Here is a 16,790-nt window from a genome sequence, read left to right as displayed (position 1 = left end):
TTGTGTAATCTATTGAAGTTGTGAAGGAAATTTCGTATAAAGTATCCATATGCAAGAAAAAACAGATATGATAGACTGGGCATAAAGGTATTACCATGATACTATAATGCCATACGGAAAAGCCCGCAGATTGTGAAGCCGGATATAGAAAGGAAACAGAATATGCCTTCAATAGCACCCATCCGAAAAAAGACATTGAGTGACAGTGTGAAAGATTCGCTGCGAAAACTGATATCAGAGAAAGCCTTTAATGAGGCGGGGAAACTGCCGCCGGAGGAGGAACTGGCCAGACAGCTGGCGGTCAGCCGTATTACCATACGCAAGGCCCTGACGGACCTGGAGCAGGAGGGGCTGCTTCTGCGCATTCACGGCAGGGGAACATTTGTGAATCCCGCTGCCAGGCAGGTGAAGGTGAATCTGTCCGGCATGCTTGAATTCGGTTCGGTTATCAGCGGAAACGGATACCGGCCTGAGTGCAGGCTGGTTTCCGTGGACGAGGAGAGGATACCGGCCTCCGTTGGGGAACACCTTGGCACCGGAAAGGGAGGCAGGGGTATACGGGTGGAGAAGCTGTATCTGGCAGACGATATTCCGGCCATTGTCAGTGTAGGGCGTATTCCCCTCCATCTGTTTTCAGAAACACCTGCCCGGACGGACTGGCAGGAAAAGTCTAATTTTGAGGTAATCCAGGAATATACCGGCCGCATGGTGGTGCGGGACTGGATAGAAGTCAGTTCCCTGTCAGCGCAGGAGGCGGGAGAGATGCTGGGACATCCCTGTCCCCTTAAGGCAGCTTCTGTGCTTATGATTCAGGCAGTGGGATACGACCAGAACAGTGAGCCTGTCATACACGGGGTGGCTCTCTATGATACCAGCCACATCCGTTTTAATCTCCTGCGTCATGCGGAAGGGTAATCCATAGGGCCTGTGAGAGGGTAAGTTATAAAGATTCATTCCTGTGATGACGGCTGCATGTGACAGGAATGAATTTTTCCACAGCCTCCTATCAACCTGTATGCACAGATAAAAGCATGCTGTCAACAAGGTATTACCATAATATCATAGTACTGATTTACACAAAAAAGGGGTTTTATTTCGATTTAACTTTAAACTTAAATAATAAAAATACAAAGGAGGAAGCTATGAACACATTGGAAAAACATTTTAAAATCAGGGAGCGGGGGTCCAGCGTCAGGACTGAGGTGCTGGCCGGGATGACCACCTTTGCCACCATGGCCTACATCATTATCCTGCAGCCGGTAAACATGCGGGATACGGGGATGGACACAGTGGGAATACTGATTGCCACAGCGCTGGTTTCCGCGTTTATCACCATGCTGATGGGGGTGGCGGCCAACATGCCTATTGCTCTGGCTCCCGGGATTGCGTCCGGCATTGTGCTTACTTATTCTATCGTAGTGCCGGGATTGGCTGACTGGAAGGTGGGTCTTGGCATGTCCATGATTTCTGCTATATTGTTCCTGGTGCTGAGCCTGTTTAAGATTCGGGAAAAGATAGTGGAGCTGATCCCTAAAAATATCAAGATTGGCATTAGTGCAGGGCTGGGTATTTTTATCATCCGCACGGCCCTGGTCAATGCCAGGCTGGTGAATCCGGATTTCCGGGGATTCGGGGATTTCTCCGATCCTTCGGTGCTTCTGTCAGCCGTCAGTATTGTCATATGTTTCATACTGTATTTCCTCCGCATTAAGACGGGAGGAAGAGAGTACAGAATCAGAAGCTCACTGCTGATTGCCATTGTTGTCACTACTGTGATTGGCATTCCCATGGGAGTGGTCCAGGTACCCTCATCCATATTCACATCGGGAGGTGTTGCATCCCTGGGCAATATTGCTTTTAAAGCAGATGTGCTGGGAGCTTTGAGACCGGAGTACATTGCTTTTGTACTGGCTTTTTTTGTAAGCGATTTCTTTGGGACGCTGGCTACTGCCCTGGGGCTGGGGCAGCAGATGGGCATGCTGGATGAAAACGGAAATTTCCCTATTATCGGCAAGATCTTCCTGGTGGATGCCATCGGGTCCGTTGTAGGGACCTGCATGGGAGTGACTGTGGTCACAAGCTATGTGGAAAGTGCGTCAGGTATTGAGGTGGGGGGAAGGACCGGACTGGCCTCCGTGGTTACCGGGCTGTTTTTTCTGCTGGCCGTGTTATTCGCCCCTCTGTTTTTGATGATACCCACTGCAGCCACCACGCCGGTACTTCTCATTATCGGATTTGTCATGATGCAGGGACTTAAATCCATTGACTTTGGGATTGAGGAGTGGGTTCCGGTAGGAATGCTGATTATATCCACTTTGTTTTATGGGATATCTCAGGGCATTGGCATCGGCCTTCTGACTTACTGTGGTGTGAAGAGTGCGTACTACCTGTTTACGGATGAGCGGGGAATGGATAAGCTTCCATCTCCTTTCACCATTATATTTACCCTGTTGACCTGTATTCAGTTTTTTATCTAATCTGTTTCCGAGGAGGAGGAAATCGTATGAAAATAGCAGTGTGGATGGACCGTGGAAAAATGGTCAGGGCAGCTATGGGAGAAATCCCCTGTGACCTGACTGTCTGCAATATACAGCTGGTCAACATGTTTTCCGGGGAGGTTTACCCGGCCCAGGTAGATATACTGGACGGCATCATTGTGCGGGTGCGCACAGACAATGAATGTCCGGCCCTGCCTTCGGAACGGATTTTTGACGGGGGAGGACGTTACCTGATACCGGGGTTTATTGACTCCCATCTTCATGTGGAAAGTACCATGATGATTCCGGAGAATTTCGGAAGGGCCGTACTTCCCTGGGGGACCACTACCATTGTCATGGATCCTCATGAGATTGCAAATGTGCTGGGGATTGAAGGGGTCAGCTTCATGCTGGACAACGCAAAGAAAACACCCCTGCGCCAGTTTGCGCTGGCTCCCTCCTGTGTACCCTCTGTGCCTGGAGCGGAGAACAGCGGGGCTGTATTCGGCGAGGAGGAAATTGCCCGCCTTCTGGAACTGCCGGAGGTGCTGGGAATCGCGGAAATCATGAATTATGTGGATGTATGCAGGGGGGATGAAAGAATGAGCCGCATCATATCCCAGGGGCTGAAACGGAATCTGTATCTGCAGGGCCATGCCCCCCGCCTGGAGGGAGATGCCCTTGCAGCCTACTTGCTGGCAGGACCGGAGAGCGACCATGAATGCCGCAGTGCCCGGGAGTGCAGGGAGAAAGTCAGGCAGGGCATGCATGTAAACCTTAAGACCAGCTCTCTTTCCAACCATCTGCCGGATGCACTGGAGGGAATCAGGGACCATCGCTGGCATGACAGTGTTTCCCTGTGCACAGATGATGTCCACGCAGGGGTGATTTACAGAGAAGGACATCTGAACCGGGTGGTCCAAAAGGCCATAGGCTATGGTGCCCATCCATTAGACGCCATCCGTTATGCCAGCTATAACGCTGCCAGAGAGTATGGGTTTGATGACCTTGGAGCGATTGCCCCGGGTTATGTGGCGGATATGCAGCTGGTGGATGCCCTGGACGGCCGCCGGCCCAGCCATGTGTTCTGCAGGGGGAAACTTGTGGCTGAAGAGGGAAGGTATCTGGGAAGTCCCTACGACGGAGGACTCAAGTTCACCAATACCATGAAACTGTCCTATCTGTCCGGCCCCGGGGATTTCAGGCTGAAAGCGCCTGCTTCCCAGGGAGAGACGCTGGTGATATACAGCAAGTATGACGGACCCTTCAATAAGGCCTTTTATGAGACGCTGCCTGTTGAGGACGGATACATCTGCATCAGGCAAGATCCGAATCTGGCTATGGCATGTGTGTGCAACCGGCACGGACTGAACCAGAGGACCGTTGTTCCCATCCGGAATTTTGGAATTACGGAAGGAGCCATTGCCACCACGGTATCCCATGACTGCCATAACCTGACCATGATATACCGGGACCCGGAGGATGCATGGATTGCGGCGGAGACCTTAAAGAGAAGCGGAGGGGGCATAGCTGTGGTTCTCAATGGAAAGGTGCTGGCAAGCCTGGCCCTTCCGGCTGCCGGGCTGATGTCCCAGCTGTCTGTTGACAGCCTGGCCCCGCAGGTGGAACAGGTGGAAAAAGCAGTGTATGACCTTTGCGCGGGAAAGAGCTCGCTGCTTAAGATGTCCACCTTTGCCCTGGCTGCCCTGCCGGGAGCCATTATGACGGATAAGGGCGTGCTGGACGGACAGTCCCAGACATTTATGCCTGTTTTCCGGTAATCATAGCGGTTACAGGCAGTGTACGATACTGTCAGGTAATGACGGATGAAACGGGGGGAGGAGGACAGAGTATGCATCAACGGGGGAGGGATCTGAAGTTTTAAAGATTTTGTATTGATTCCCGGGCTTTTCGATGGTATAGTAAGCAGTCGTGAGATTATGAACGTAAAAGCGGGGAATGAAGGATGAATAAGGTTAAAGGGTTTGTCAAAAGGGAAACAGTTCTGAGCGCTGCTGTTATATTGGCGATTCTGTCTGCCATGGTCATAAGGCCGGACAGGGAATATGGGTCTTACATTGATTATAAGACAATTGGCCTTCTGTTTTGTCTGATGACCGTGATGGCCGGACTTCAAAGCCTGGGAGTGTTTAAAAAGGCAGGGGAGCGGCTGTTAGGTTATGTAAAGGGTCCGGGGGCTGTGTCGGCCGTACTGGTGTTCCTGTGTTTTTTCTTCAGCATGGCGATTACCAATGATGTGGCGTTGATTACGTTTGTTCCCTTTGCCATCGCGGTCCTTAAGATGGCCGGCATGGAACCGTTAGTGCTGCCTGTGGTGGTGCTCCAGACCATTGCGGCCAATCTGGGAAGCATGCTGACGCCCGTCGGCAATCCCCAGAACCTTTATCTGTATTCAAAAGCCGGTTTAAACGCAGGCCGTTTTATGGAGCTGATGGCTCCCTACACAGCGGTATCCTTTGGGATGCTGGTCCTTTGTCTGGCCGTAGTGGCTGCAGGAAACAGAATGCCGGGAAAAGAGAGGAACGGCAGGGGACAGGGGCCTATGGTCAGCGGGTTTCCCGGATTTTCACAGGAAGCAGCGGGTATGGAGGCGTCAGGAAAGAGGATTTACTTAGGCCGGTTAGGCCTGTATCTGTTCCTCTTTCTGCTCAGCCTGGGGTGTGTGGCCCGCATTCTTCCGTGGCAGCTTCTGCTGGCCGTTGTGATAACAGGGGTGTGGATTGCCGACAGGAGCCTGTTTCTGGCAGTGGATTATTCCCTCCTCCTGACGTTCTGCGCATTTTTTGTATTTATCGGCAATATGGGAAGGGTGCCGGCTTTCTGCCGGTTCCTGGGCCGGATTCTGGAGGGCCGGGAAATCATCACCTGTGTGGGCGCCAGCCAGATTATCAGCAATGTGCCTGCCGCCCTTTTGCTGTCCGGATTTTCCGGGGACTACAGTGCCTTAATTGTGGGGACGAATCTGGGAGGGCTGGGAACCCTCATTGCCTCCATGGCGAGCCTTATTTCTTATAAGCATATCGCCCGCATGTATCCCATGGAAAAAGGCCGGTATCTGGGATGGTTTACCGTGGTTAACCTGCTGTTCCTGGCAGTGCTTCTTGTGCTTTCTTTGTGGGTTATCCCCTTTTAAAATAGGATTTCCAATGCTATACTTAAACCAGAGCTTGTTAAAGATCGCAGGGTGCGGTGGAACGCACCGGACGGAAAGGAGCGGTATTATGGCTGTGGCTGCGGGGATCATGGTGCCCCATCCGCCTTTGATTGTGCCGGATGTGGGAAGAGGGCAGGAGATTCTGATTAAGGATACTATTAAAGCATACCAGGAGGCGGCCGGGATGGCAGCAGAGCTGAAGCCGGACACCATTGTGGTGATTTCGCCCCATGCAGTGATGTATGCGGACTATTTTCATGTATCGCCGGGAAAGGAAGCCAGGGGAGACTTTGGCCGGTTTATGGCTCCTCAGATAGGGGTAGAAGCCGGATACGACGAAGCCTTTGTAAGGGAACTGGACAGACTCTGCGGGGATGACGGTTTTCCTATGGGTACAGAGGGGGAGAGGGAAAAGGAGCTGGACCATGGGACTCTTGTCCCGCTGTATTTTATTAACCAGCATTACAGGGATTATAAGCTGGTGCGGATCGGCGGATCCGGACTGTCCTTTGCCGACCATTACCGGGCAGGACGCTACATTGCCAGGGCGGCAGAGAATCTGGGGCGCAGTGTATTCATTGTGGCCAGCGGGGATTTGTCCCATAAATTGAGAGGGGACGGGCCTTATGGGTACAGTGTCCAGGGGCCGGAATATGATGAGCGGATCATGGATGTCATGGGAAAAGCGGAATTTGGGGAGCTGCTGGCTTTTCCGGAAGACTTCTGCGAAAAGGCAGGAGAATGCGGCCACCGCAGCTTTGTCATGATGGCGGGAGCCATGGATAAAAAGGCAGTTATGCCCAGGCGCCTCACCTATGAAGGGCCCTTTGGGGTGGGCTATGGGATTTGCACGTTCCGGGTCACAGGGGATGACGGCAGGCGCGGATTCCTGGACTTATATGAGAGCTGCCAGAGGGAAACATGTAAAAAACGGCAGATGGAGGAGGATGAATATGTGTCTCTTGCACGCCGGTCGCTGGAGTATTATGTGCATGAGGGAAGGATGATTCCCTTTGGCAGGGCAGAGGAAGGCCTGCCGGAGGAAATGCTTCAGACAAGGGCGGGAGTGTTTGTATCTGTCCGCAAGGGCGGCGCTTTGCGGGGCTGCATCGGGACGATAGAGCCGGTTTGCAGGAATATTGCGGAGGAAATCATACAGAACGCAGTGAGTGCAGGCATCCATGACCCCAGATTCCCGTCTGTCCGCAGGGAGGAACTGTCTTTCCTTGAATACAGCGTGGATGTGCTGGGGGAGACAGAGCAGATTCAGGGTGAGGACCAGCTGGACCCGCTGCGTTACGGCGTCATTGTCACCAAGGGCAGAAAAAGGGGACTGCTGCTTCCAAATCTGGAGGGAGTGGACACGGTGAGGGAACAATTGTCCATCGCCAGGCAAAAGGCGGGGATAGGTGAGGATGAGACGGATGTGCAGCTGGAACGTTTTGAGGTTATCCGTCATGGTGCAAAGTCATGAGGGCTGTGTGCGGGGGATGCATGAACCGGTGCAGCCTGGAAGAAGGGCAGACCGGCATGTGCCGGGCCAGGAAGAATACAGGCGGCGCAGTGATTCCTGTTAATTACGGGAAAATCACGTCCATGGCCCTGGACCCCATAGAGAAAAAGCCTTTAAGACGGTTCCTGCCCGGCTCTGTTATATTGTCGGTGGGAAGCTTTGGATGCAACCTGCGGTGCCCCTTCTGCCAGAATCATAAGATATCCATGGCGGGAGAGGGGGATTTTGAGTCCGTGACCGTAAGTCCTGAGGAGCTGGCCCAAAAGGCTGCAGAGCTTGGGAAAAACGGAAATATAGGTGTTGCCTATACCTACAACGAGCCCCTGGTGGGCTGGGAGTATGTCAGGGATACAGGGCGTCTTGCGAGAAAAGCAGGGATGAAAAATGTAATTGTCACCAACGGAAGCGTATCCGATCAGGTACTGGATGAAATCCTGCCTGTGGCCGATGCCATGAACATTGATTTAAAAGGATTTACAGAGAATTATTACAGGAAGCTGGGCGGTGACCTTGAAACTGTAAAGCATTTTATCACATGTGCCAGCCGCCGATGCCATGTGGAGCTGACCGCGCTTATCGTTCCAGGGGAAAATGACTCGGATGAGGAGATGAGGGAGATGGCGGGCTGGATATCATCCCTGAGCCCGGAGATTCCTCTCCATGTAACCAGGTTTTTTCCGCGCTGGAAAATGGATGACAGACCCGCAACAGATGCGGCCAGGGTATATGCCCTGGTCCAGACTGCCAGGGAGTATTTAAGGTATGTGTGGACCGGTAACTGCTGAGCAGAAAACACCGGGCATAAAGTTTTTTCAGACTATACGAAGTCCCCTGATTTACAGACCCCGGAAACAGTGCAGGTCTGATGCATATATTGATAGTAATGTATTATTACAAAATATGTGCAGAAAGGGGAACTAACATGTGGAATGGCAATGAGGAGGATTTCAGGGAGAGAGCAGGGTGCTGGTATAAGGAGTGCTGCTGCTGTCCGGGTCCCGCGGGGCCGGTAGGCCCCAAGGGAGATACAGGCCCCGCTGGGCCCCGCGGTCCCATAGGAGCTGCGGGAATGAGGGGGGACACCGGTCCCCAGGGGCCCCAGGGTGTACCGGGGGAGAGAGGCGTGACGGGAGCGCAGGGCCCGGCCGGCCCTCAGGGAGCTCCGGGCCTCCAGGGAAATACCGGCGCTGAGGGCCCCAAGGGAGATACCGGACCACGCGGAGCCATGGGACCGGAAGGTCCCAGAGGGGAAATAGGCCCGGCAGGAGTCACCGGCCCCACAGGTCCACGTGGGCCAATGGGAATCCAGGGCCCCCAGGGGATTCAGGGAGTCATAGGGCCTACCGGTCCCCAGGGACCTCAGGGACCCCAGGGAAATCCGGGTACTGTTGGTCCCCGGGGAATACCAGGGGCAGCAGGAGTCCCGGGTCCGGTGGGGACAACCGGTCCTCGTGGGGAGACGGGGCCGACCGGAGCCACCGGACCGGCCGGAAATCCGGGACCAACCGGACCGACCGGAATCCCAGGCTCTGCCGGAGCCACGGGCCCAGCCGGAGCCACGGGCGCTACCGGAGCGACCGGGCCAACCGGAGCCACAGGCACGACAGGAGCGACCGGTCCAGCCGGAGTCCCTGGCACGACAGGAGCGACCGGTCCAGCCGGAGCCACAGGCACGACAGGAGCCACCGGTCCAGCCGGAGTCCCTGGCACAACAGGAGCCACCGGTCCAGCCGGCGCCACAGGCACGACAGGAGCCACCGGGCCTGCAGCAGGGGATGTGTTTGCATCCTTTATCACGTTTGCCGGCGTGTGGAATAATGCCCAGCGGATACCAGTGGGAGTGGGGGTCGCGGATACCACGGGAAACATTGTCCTGACAGATTCCACCCGCATTACGCTTGCTCCAGGGTATTACTGCATATCCTATCAGGTATCATCCATGCTGGCGGATGCCGGTTATATGCAGATAACACCTGTATACAATGGAAGTTCCCACATTGAATATGGCATATACTTTTGGACGGCAAATGCCAGAAGCAGCGCATTTGGAGCCAGTTCTCTCATTGTGGAAGTGCCCCAGTCCACTACGCTGTTCTTGTATTTTAACAGCAATACAAGGGCACAGGAAGGGACAGTCACCATGGTGATTTTTAAGCTGAACAGGCCTGTGTGAGTCATAACAGATATGGCAAAAGGGGCCTTGCAGGAATACAGGATGACGGTTTTCTAAATATGGTTTGCCGAGATTATTGTAAATCGTAAATGACAGGCAGGAAATGGAGGTGCAGGATGGATTTCAGATACGAGACAGTGATTCCCAATGATGATCTTCCTTTTCGGATGTTTATATTCGAGGGGAGGGATGGGAATTACCGGGTAAGCAAGCATTGGCACCAGTCAGTGGAGCTGTTCCTTGTGCTGGAGGGAACACTGGATTTTTTCATTAATTCCAGGCAATACACATTGAAGCCCAATGATTTTGTCATAGTGAATCCCAATGAAATCCATTCCATTGAATGCCCTGACCCCAATATTACCATTGTCCTGCAGATCCCAATGAAATCCTTTGAGGGATATATGAGCGATGAGTCCCGCATCACCTTTGCGGATAAGGATGAGAGCCAAAAGGCCAGGCTGGTAGCCCTGGTCACTGCCATGTACCGGACGTATGAGAAAGGGGAATTCGGCTATCGCCTGAAGGTAAAGAGCCAGTTTATGGAGTTCCTCTATCTGATTGTGACAGAATTCAGAATTGAGCAGATTGATAAGGTCCGGGTGCAGCAAAAACGGCATTTGGATAAGCTGTCCCAGGTTACGCAATATATGAAGGAGAACTATGATAAGGAGCTGAGCCTGGAAATGGTTGCGTCCAGGTTTGGCTTTACACCCTCCTATCTCTCCCATATGTTCAGGGAATATGCTCAGACAGGATACCGCACATACCTGATGGATTTGAGGGTTAAATATGCCATGCGGGAATTGCTGAATTCGGACCGTTATGTGGGGGACATTGCTCTGGACCATGGGTTTGCCGATGCAAGGGCATTTGCCAAAGCCTTTAAAAAGCGGTACGGCTGTCTGCCCAGCCAGTACCGTAAGCAGATGAACCAGAAACAGGTGAATCAGAAGCAGATGAATCAGAAGCAGATGAATCAGAAGCAGGCCAATCAAAAACAGAGGAACCGCAAGTCATTGGCGGGGAAGTCATTGGCGGGGGAATGAAGATCGCAAAAAAGTGCTGTTAGTTCGTAAAATAACAGCACGTTTTTTTTGCCCGTTTATATTATAATGGATACCAGAGAAAACAGGCTGGTGCTGATGGAAAATCGCACGGCCCGATATAAGGAGGTATGAACATTGGGGATGACAGTCAAGAAGGTGACAGATCCGGCATTTAAAGCCTATGGAAGGGTCATCACAGGTTATGATTTCAGCGGTCTGTTAAAGGCAATGGAGCAAACGCCTTTACCAGAGGATGTTATTTACATACCCTCACTGCCTGAGATGGAGGCCCTGCCTGCGGCAAAGGAGCTGGAGAATGGAATCTACGGACAAATGCCAATCCAGATAGGATGCTGCAACGGACATAACAAGAAACTGAATGCGGTAGAATACCACCGGGATTCAGAAGTGGACATTGCTGTGGACGACCTGATTCTGATACTGGGAAAACAGCAGGATATTGAGGAGGACCACACATACGACACATCCAGAATGGAGGCATTTCTGGTTCCGGCAGGAACAGCGGTGGAGGTATATGCAACCACCCTGCACTATGCGCCCTGCCATGTAAAGGACGAGGGATTCAGGTGCGTGATTGTCCTTCCAAGAGACACCAATCTGGACATGGAGCCGGTGGAAGTGAAGGACCCTGAGGACAGGCTTTTATTTGCCAGGAATAAATGGCTTATCGGCCATGCCCAGGGCGGTCTGCCGGAGGGAGCCTTTATCGGCCTTAAGGGTGAGAACCTGAGTGTCTGATATAGATGATAATGGATGTTTTTCAGATGCAAACAATAAAAATCAATCATGTATGAGGAGGAAAGTACAATGAACAATACACCAGAAGTAAAAATCGGAATCGTGGCAGTGAGCAGGGACTGTTTCCCGGAGTCTCTTTCTGTCAACAGAAGAAAAGCATTAGTGGAAGCCTACAAGGCTAAATATGACGCTTCAGAAATTTACGAATGTCCTGTATGCATCGTGGAGAGCGAGATACATATGGTTCAGGCATTGGAGGACATCAGGAAAGCAGGCTGCAACGCCCTGTGCGTATACCTGGGCAACTTTGGTCCTGAGATATCAGAGACCCTGCTGGCAAAGCATTTTGACGGACCTAAAATGTTCGTGGCAGCAGCCGAGGAGTCCGGGGATAATCTGTGCCAGGGACGCGGCGACGCATACTGCGGTATGCTCAATGCCAGCTACAACCTGGCGCTGCGCAACATCAAGGCATATATCCCGGAGTATCCGGTAGGGGATGCTGAAGACTGTGCTGACATGATTCATGAGTTTGTGCCCATCGCCCGCGCAGTGGCTGCATTAAGCGAGCTGAAAATCATCAGCTTCGGCCCAAGACCTCTTAACTTCCTGGCCTGCAACGCGCCCATCAAGCAGCTTTACAACCTGGGCGTGGAGATAGAAGAGAATTCCGAGCTGGATTTGTTCGAGGCCTTCAACAAGCATGCAGGGGATGAGAGGATTCCAGGCATTGTAAAGGAGATGGAGGAAGAACTGGGAGCAGGCAACAAGAAGCCGGAGATTCTCTCCAAGCTGGCTCAGTACGAGCTGACCTTAAAGGATTGGGTGCAGGAGCACAAGGGCTACCGCAAATATGTGGCCATTGCTGGAAAATGCTGGCCCGCATTCCAGACACAGTTCGGTTTCGTGCCCTGCTATGTGAACAGCCGCCTGACAGCCCAGGGAATCCCGGTGTCCTGTGAGGTTGATATCTACGGAGCGCTCAGCGAGTACATCGGTACGGTTATCAGCCAGGATACGGTTACTCTTCTGGACATCAACAACACCGTGCCCAAGGATATGTACGAGGCTGATATCAAGGGCAAATTTGATTACACACTTAAGGATACATTCATGGGCTTCCACTGCGGAAACACTGCTTCCGGAAAGCTGGCCTTCTGTGAGATGAAGTACCAGATGATTATGGCCAGGGCTCTTCCAATCGAAGTGACCCAGGGAACCCTGGAAGGAGACATCAAGCCGGGCAGCATTACCTTCTACCGCCTCCAGAGCACGGCAGACAACAAGCTGAGAGCCTACATTGCACAGGGAGAGGTGCTTCCGGTTGCCACACGTTCCTTTGGCTCCATCGGCGTGTTCGCCATTCCGGAGATGGGAAGGTTCTACCGCCATGTGCTCATCGAGAAGAACTATCCGCACCACGGGGCTGTTGCCTTCGGAAACTACGGCAAGGCATTGTTTGAGGTATTCAAGTACATTGGCGTGGATGTGGAGGAAATCGGCTACAACCAGCCAAAGAGCGTAAGATATAAGACAGAGAATCCATTTGCATAAAAATGCAGGGAGGGAAAGATATGCTTTACATAGGAGTGGACCTGGGAACCTCAGCAGTAAAATTGTTGTTAATGGATGGAAGCGGACGAATCCACAAGGTGGTTTCACGGGAGTATCCCCTGTATTTCCCCCATCCCGCATGGTCGGAACAGAACCCGGAGGACTGGTTTACGGCCTCCATGGACGGCATGAAGGAGCTGACCTCGGAGTGTGACAAATCACAGGTGGCAGGCATCAGCTTCGGAGGCCAGATGCACGGTCTGGTGACACTGGATCAGGCGGATGAGGTCATCCGCCCGGCCATCCTCTGGAATGACGGACGGTCCGAGAAGGAGACAGATTACCTGAACCAGACCATCGGCAAGGAAAAGCTGTCCGCTTACACGGCCAACATTGCCTTCACCGGCTTCACGGCCCCTAAGATTCTCTGGATGAAGCGAAATGAACCGGAGAACTTTGCGCGCATATGCAGGATCATGCTGCCAAAGGATTATCTGGCTTACAGGCTGTCAGGCAGCTTCTGTACGGATTATTCCGATGCATCCGGCATGCTGCTTCTGGATGTGGCCCATAAGTGCTGGTCCGAGGAAATGATGGAGCTGTGCGGCATTACCAGAAAACAGCTCCCGGATCTGTATGAGAGCTATGAGGTAGTGGGAAATCTGAAGGAGGAACTGGCTAAGGAGCTGGGATTTTCACAGGATGTAAAAATCATTGCCGGCGCAGGGGACAATGCCGCTGCCGCTGTTGGAACAGGAACCGTTGGCGAGGGATGTTGCAACATTTCCCTGGGTACCAGCGGAACCATCTTTATTTCCAGTGAGAGCTTTAAGGTGGACTGCAACAATGCCCTTCATTCCTTTGACCATGCGGACGGACATTTCCATCTCATGGGATGTATGCTCAGCGCTGCTTCCTGCAACAAGTGGTGGATGGAGGAAATCCTTAAGACCAAGGAGTTTTCCAGGGAACAGGAGGGAATCGTTAAGCTGGGTGAGAACCATGTGTTCTATCTGCCCTATCTCATGGGAGAGCGTTCTCCCCACAACGACCCAAGGGCCAGGGCATGTTTTATCGGCATGACCATGGATACCAGCAGGGAGGAGATGACCCAGGCCGTGCTGGAAGGCGTGGTATACGGACTCAGGGATTCGCTGGAGGTGGCCAGAAGCTTGGGCATCCGCATTGACCGCACTAAAATCTGCGGCGGCGGCGCAAAGAGCCCGCTGTGGAAGAAGATGGTGGCCAACATCATGAATGTAAAGGTGGATGTGGTTGAAAATGAGGAAGGCCCTGCCCTGGGAGGCGCCATACTGGCGGCCGTGGGCTGCAAAGAGTACCCGGATGTGAAAACTGCTGCTGACAGCATCGTGAAAGTGACGGAAACCATTGAACCTGATGGGGAACTGACGGAGAAATATGAAAAACAGTACAGCAAGTTCAGGCAGATGTATCCTGCGCTTAAGGCTGTATTCCAGAATTTAGGAGAATAGTGCGAACTGGGAGCCGGGTGCTCCAGGTTCCGGTGTATCATGATTGGATGCACCGGAACGCTGGAAACCAGGCTCCCTTTTTCGCAGCCAGGGCGGGCTTCTCATCCGCCCTGCGTTCCCGGCTCTCACCCGCTGCTTATTCGGGGGGCCGCTGTCTCATGCCTGCCAGAGGAAGAGGAAAAAATGAGGATAAGGGGCTTTTCAGTGGAAAATGTCAAAGAACTTGCATTGACGGCTTGGAACGTGCTAATATTTATAATATGGATCAATCATACTCTGAGAGAACAGGAGAGATAAGATGACAAGGGACAGGATTTATGAGTACTTCATCGAAAAGGATAATAACTGTGCGGAAGCCATGCTGCGGGCACTGAATGATGAATACTGCCTGGGTATACCGGATGATTCGGTAAAGCTGGTGGGCGGATTCGGAGGGGGAATGGGATGCGGGAAGGCGTGCGGCGCGCTGTGCGGAGGATGTTCCGCCATCAGCTATCGGCTCATTCATGAGAGGGCTCATGCCACCCCGGAGCTTAAACCGGCTGTGGCCGCATTTGCGGAGGAATTTGTGGAGCGTTTTGGTTCGGATGCCTGCTGTGAGCTGGTTAAGACCTATAAAAAAGAAGATACCCGCTGTCTCGACATGATTTGTATGGCTGCGGACATTGCGGATGCATGTTTTGAGAGAATTATATCAGAAGAAAGGGAACAGAGCAAATGAGAATATTGATTGTTGGCGGTGTGGCAGGCGGCGCGTCTGTGGCGGCCAGGGCCAGGAGACTGGATGCCCGGTCTGAAATTATCATGTTTGAGAGAGGTCATCATGTGTCATTTTCCAACTGCGCCCTCCCCTACTACCTCAGCGGCACGGTAAAGAACAGCGATGCCCTGGTTATGATGAGTCCGGAGAAGTTTAAGAAGCAGTATGACATAGAGGCGAGAACGGACAGCGAGGTGCTGTCAGTGGACAGGGAGAAGAAAACCATCCGGGTAAAAAACGGGTGTACCGGGGATGTCTATGAGGAGCGGTATGATATTTTGGTCCTCTCTCCGGGGGCGAGTCCCATCCGGCCAAAGAGCATAGAGGGCGTGGACAGGCCCAATGTATTCACTGTAAGGAATGTGACGGATATTGTGAACCTGAAGAAATTTGTCACCGACTGCCAGATCCGGGATGTGGCTGTGGTGGGAGGAGGATTCATCGGCATTGAAGTGGCCGAGAATCTGAACATGGACGGAAGGCATGTATCTGTCATTGAGGCCCAGGACCAGATTATGGCGCCTTTTGATTATGATATGGTTCAGATGCTCCAGAAGGAGCTGCTGGACCATGGAGTGGATGTAATTGTAAATGACGGTGTCAGCGCCATCGGGGAAGACAGCATTACCCTGGCTTCGGGTAAGGCTGTCAGGGCAGGGATGACTGTGCTGGCCATCGGTGTTGCGCCTGAGACCGGACTTGCTAAGGATATGGGGCTGGAGCTGGGAGAGACTGGGGCCATTAAGGTGGATCATAATTACAGGACCAGTGACCCTGACATCTATGCGGTGGGAGACGCCATCCAGGTGTTTAACCGGCTGACCCATAAGCCGTCCAGACTGGCTCTGGCGGGACCGGCCCAGAGACAGGCCAGGGCAGCGGCAGACCATATGTACGGCATACCCCATAATAACAAGGGGGTCATTGGTTCCTGTGCGGTCCGTATCTTTGACCTGAACGCAGCGGCCACCGGACTGAACGAAAAAGCAGCCGCAGAAGCCGGCATTCCCCATGATTCTGTGTATATCATACCCACGGACAAGGTGGGGCTTATGCCGGGAAGCGCTCCCCTGCACTTTAAGCTGGTTTATGAATATCCCACAGGAAAGATTCTGGGAGCCCAGGCCATTGGACGGGGAAATGCGGATAAGAGGATAGATGTCATTGCGGCCATGATTTCCATGGGAGGCACCCTGGAGGATTTGAAGGAGCTGGAGCTGTGTTATTCCCCGGTATTCGGCACTGCCAAGGATGTGGTAAACCAGGCAGCCCTGGCGGCCCTGAACCTGCTCTATGGAAGAGTGAGGCAGGTGCCTGTGACGAAGGTGCGGGAGCTGGTGGAGACAGGCGCGTGCATTATAGATGTGCGCGAAAAGAATGAGTACGGCCTGGGCCATTTAAAGACATCCGTCAATATCCCATTGTCGGAGCTTCGGGACCGTCTGGATGAGATACCCAGGGATCGCCCTGTGTATCTCCACTGCCGCTCCAGCCAGAGAAGCTATAATGCGTGTATGGCCCTTGTGAACCGGGGGTACAGGAATGTGTGGAATATATCGGGTTCTTACCTGGGAATCTGCCTGTATGAGTATTTTACAGATGTGACCACCGGGCGTGAGAAGATTGTAACTGAGTATAATTTCAAGTGATTTTTCCGGAGAATTCCGGAGGCAGAGAACCGGCGGACAGCCGGTTCTCTGCTGTCCGGCAGGAACAGGGGTGTCAGGACATGACAGCCGCAAAAGGAGAGGACGGGAACGCTGCTGTGCCGGGAACTTCTGGGCCTGGAGGGAACGGGAAAGGACAGCTTCATACCGTCTGACAGGACCGAAGCCTA

Annotated in this window: 13 protein-coding genes; all 13 read left to right on the top strand. The window is 52.9% G+C overall.

Annotation, left to right across the window (positions count from 1 at the left end; translation table 11 throughout):
- Positions 1–162: 162 nt before the first annotated feature.
- The 13 genes from CGC65_RS19850 (at position 163) to CGC65_RS19790 (ending at position 16,602) form a co-directional block, all read left to right on the top strand.
- Positions 163–915 carry a GntR family transcriptional regulator gene (locus CGC65_RS19850; RefSeq protein ID WP_002565137.1) on the top strand — a complete coding sequence of 251 codons (753 nt, stop codon included), beginning with the start codon at positions 163–165 and terminating at the stop codon, positions 913–915.
- Between the two features lie 227 nt (positions 916–1,142).
- Entirely contained in the window at positions 1,143–2,477 is a 1,335-nt protein-coding gene (locus CGC65_RS19845) for an NCS2 family permease (protein WP_002565136.1), read from the top strand.
- Between the two features lie 26 nt (positions 2,478–2,503).
- Entirely contained in the window at positions 2,504–4,258 is a 1,755-nt protein-coding gene (locus tag CGC65_RS19840; protein ID WP_002565135.1) for an adenine deaminase, read from the top strand.
- Positions 4,259–4,443: 185 nt separating this feature from the next.
- Positions 4,444–5,631: an SLC13 family permease gene (locus CGC65_RS19835; protein WP_002565134.1), complete on the top strand. Its 1,188-nt coding sequence runs from the start codon at positions 4,444–4,446 to the stop codon at positions 5,629–5,631.
- An 88-nt stretch (positions 5,632–5,719) separates the two neighbouring features.
- Positions 5,720–7,126: an AmmeMemoRadiSam system protein A gene (gene amrA, locus CGC65_RS19830; RefSeq protein ID WP_002565133.1), complete on the top strand. Its 1,407-nt coding sequence runs from the start codon at positions 5,720–5,722 to the stop codon at positions 7,124–7,126.
- Positions 7,123–7,950, top strand: coding sequence for an AmmeMemoRadiSam system radical SAM enzyme (amrS, locus tag CGC65_RS19825; protein WP_002565132.1), 828 nt, complete (start codon positions 7,123–7,125; stop codon positions 7,948–7,950). The genes amrA and amrS overlap by 4 nt, the downstream gene beginning before the upstream one ends.
- 137 nt (positions 7,951–8,087) lie before the next feature.
- Positions 8,088–9,338, top strand: coding sequence for a collagen-like domain-containing protein (locus CGC65_RS19820; protein WP_002565131.1), 1,251 nt, complete (start codon positions 8,088–8,090; stop codon positions 9,336–9,338).
- A 116-nt stretch (positions 9,339–9,454) separates the two neighbouring features.
- A complete protein-coding gene (locus tag CGC65_RS19815; protein WP_002565130.1) occupies positions 9,455–10,387 on the top strand; it encodes an AraC family transcriptional regulator in 933 nt (310 codons plus the stop codon).
- Positions 10,388–10,522: 135 nt separating this feature from the next.
- A complete protein-coding gene (locus CGC65_RS19810; protein ID WP_002565129.1) occupies positions 10,523–11,146 on the top strand; it encodes a DUF4867 family protein in 624 nt (207 codons plus the stop codon).
- 69 nt (positions 11,147–11,215) lie between these two features.
- Positions 11,216–12,700, top strand: coding sequence for an L-fucose/L-arabinose isomerase family protein (locus tag CGC65_RS19805; protein ID WP_002565128.1), 1,485 nt, complete (start codon positions 11,216–11,218; stop codon positions 12,698–12,700).
- Between the two features lie 20 nt (positions 12,701–12,720).
- Positions 12,721–14,193, top strand: a complete 1,473-nt coding sequence (gene xylB / locus CGC65_RS19800) for a xylulokinase (protein ID WP_002565127.1) — start codon at positions 12,721–12,723, stop codon at positions 14,191–14,193.
- 298 nt (positions 14,194–14,491) lie between these two features.
- The gene (locus tag CGC65_RS19795; RefSeq protein ID WP_002565126.1) at positions 14,492–14,914 is read left to right on the top strand and encodes a C-GCAxxG-C-C family (seleno)protein; all 423 of its coding nucleotides are present in this window, start codon (positions 14,492–14,494) and stop codon (positions 14,912–14,914) included.
- Positions 14,911–16,602 (top strand): FAD-dependent oxidoreductase, encoded by a 1,692-nt coding sequence (locus CGC65_RS19790; protein ID WP_002565125.1) that lies wholly within the window; start codon positions 14,911–14,913, stop codon positions 16,600–16,602. Before CGC65_RS19795 ends, CGC65_RS19790 begins: the two co-directional genes overlap by 4 nt.
- Positions 16,603–16,790 lie beyond the last annotated feature (188 nt).

The sequence above is a fragment of the Enterocloster bolteae genome (genome assembly GCF_002234575.2).
Lineage (GTDB): Bacteria > Bacillota > Clostridia > Lachnospirales > Lachnospiraceae > Enterocloster > Enterocloster bolteae.
Note: the sequence above shows the minus strand (reverse complement) of the source record. Positions and strands in the feature narration are given on the sequence as shown.